Source organism: Streptomyces sp. P9(2023) (assembly GCF_032436795.1).
Taxonomy (GTDB): Bacteria; Actinomycetota; Actinomycetes; order Streptomycetales; family Streptomycetaceae; genus Streptomyces.
In genome coordinates this window covers 1-387 of the sequence record NZ_JAUPWM010000199.1, presented here as the reverse complement: position 1 = coordinate 387, position 387 = coordinate 1, and the positions used below count along the sequence as shown (strand labels likewise).

General features: G+C 55.3%; 1 protein-coding gene. It reads right to left on the bottom strand.

The features are described 5' to 3' along the window. Positions 1 to 167: 167 nt before the first annotated feature. The coding region (locus Q5762_RS37330; RefSeq protein WP_315896755.1) for a diguanylate cyclase at positions 168 to 387 on the bottom strand (220 nt) is incomplete at its 5' end.

Here is a 387-nt window from a genome sequence, read left to right as displayed (position 1 = left end):
ATCCTGCTGTTGATCGCCGTACCTGGACTGGCGACCTGGCTGCCGAGCATGATGGGGTATTGAGGCATGGGGCGTCGAACCCAGGACGGCGGTTCTAATAGTTGATCGGGTGTGCTATCACTAGAGTGATTGACCAAACGATAGAGGAATATCTCATCATCATACTGTCAGCCCTTGGCGACATGGTTACGTCCCAAGTGTTTGGCTGTGTAGAGGGCGCGGTCGGCACGCGTCATCAAGCTCTCCCGAGTATCTCCTTCCAGATAACCCGTCACACCGACGCTGGCAGTAACGGGAACCGGCTGCCATGGATGCGCCTCGATAGCCAACCGTAAGCGCTCTAAAGCACTGTTAGCTTCTTCAAGCGACGTCTCAGGCATAAGCAAG